This is a genomic window from Arthrobacter sp. GCM10027362, assembly GCF_042679445.1.
GTDB lineage: Bacteria > Actinomycetota > Actinomycetes > Actinomycetales > Micrococcaceae > Crystallibacter.
The window spans coordinates 1-700 of the sequence record NZ_JBHTML010000427.1 but is presented as its reverse complement, the minus strand read 5'-3'; the positions used below and the strand labels follow the sequence as shown (position 1 = coordinate 700).

General features: G+C 75.6%; 1 protein-coding gene. It reads right to left on the bottom strand.

Going from position 1 to position 700, the window contains the following annotated elements:
- Positions 1 to 700: PH domain-containing protein (locus ACFQ36_RS23155; RefSeq protein ID WP_377017966.1), on the bottom strand; the 700-nt coding region annotated here is incomplete at both ends.

Below are 700 nucleotides of genomic sequence, written 5' to 3'. Positions count from 1 at the left end.
CCGCGGGTCCACCGGCCCCACGGTGGTGTGCAGCCGCAGATCCGCCACCCGCAGCCGGCGGGCCAGCGGCCCCTGGTGCAGCGCGATGGACTGGGTGCGCTCGTGCGGCACCACGGCCAGCTCGCGCCAAAGGGCACCCGAACGCATCAGCAGCGCCGTTCCGGTCGCGGCATAGCCGTTGCGCCGCCAGCTCAGCGGCGAGAGCCAGCGCACCCGCCGCGGCGAGGTGAGAAAACCGCCGGCGGCGCCGCTTCCGTCCAGCCCGGCGGCGAAGACCGCCTGCGGGTCGGGGGTTCCCGGGTCCGGCAGCACCAGGGCCAGCATCTGCATCACGTCCCCGCGGGTGCCTACCGGCAGCAGGGTGGTCCGGGCCGCCGCGTTCTCGCCGGCAATGCCGTAGCCGGCAACGTTCACCCGCATCCGGTACCAGCCCTTGAGCCGCCACAGCGGCGGCTGCGTGACGGAGACGGCCTGGACGCGCCCGGGCGGGACGGTCTGGGCGCGGGTTTCCAGCAGCCCGTAGCGCAGCCGGATCCCGTCCGGGGAGATGGCGGCCCGGAAGTTGTACGAGGTGCTGAAGAACCCCCAGTAGCCGGCGGCGGTGCCGAACAGGACCGGCAGCAGCACGGCCGCTGCCGCCGGGGCGTCCGCGGCCGTGACCAGCGCCGCGCCGGCGCCGAGGACCAGCACCAGGGCGACC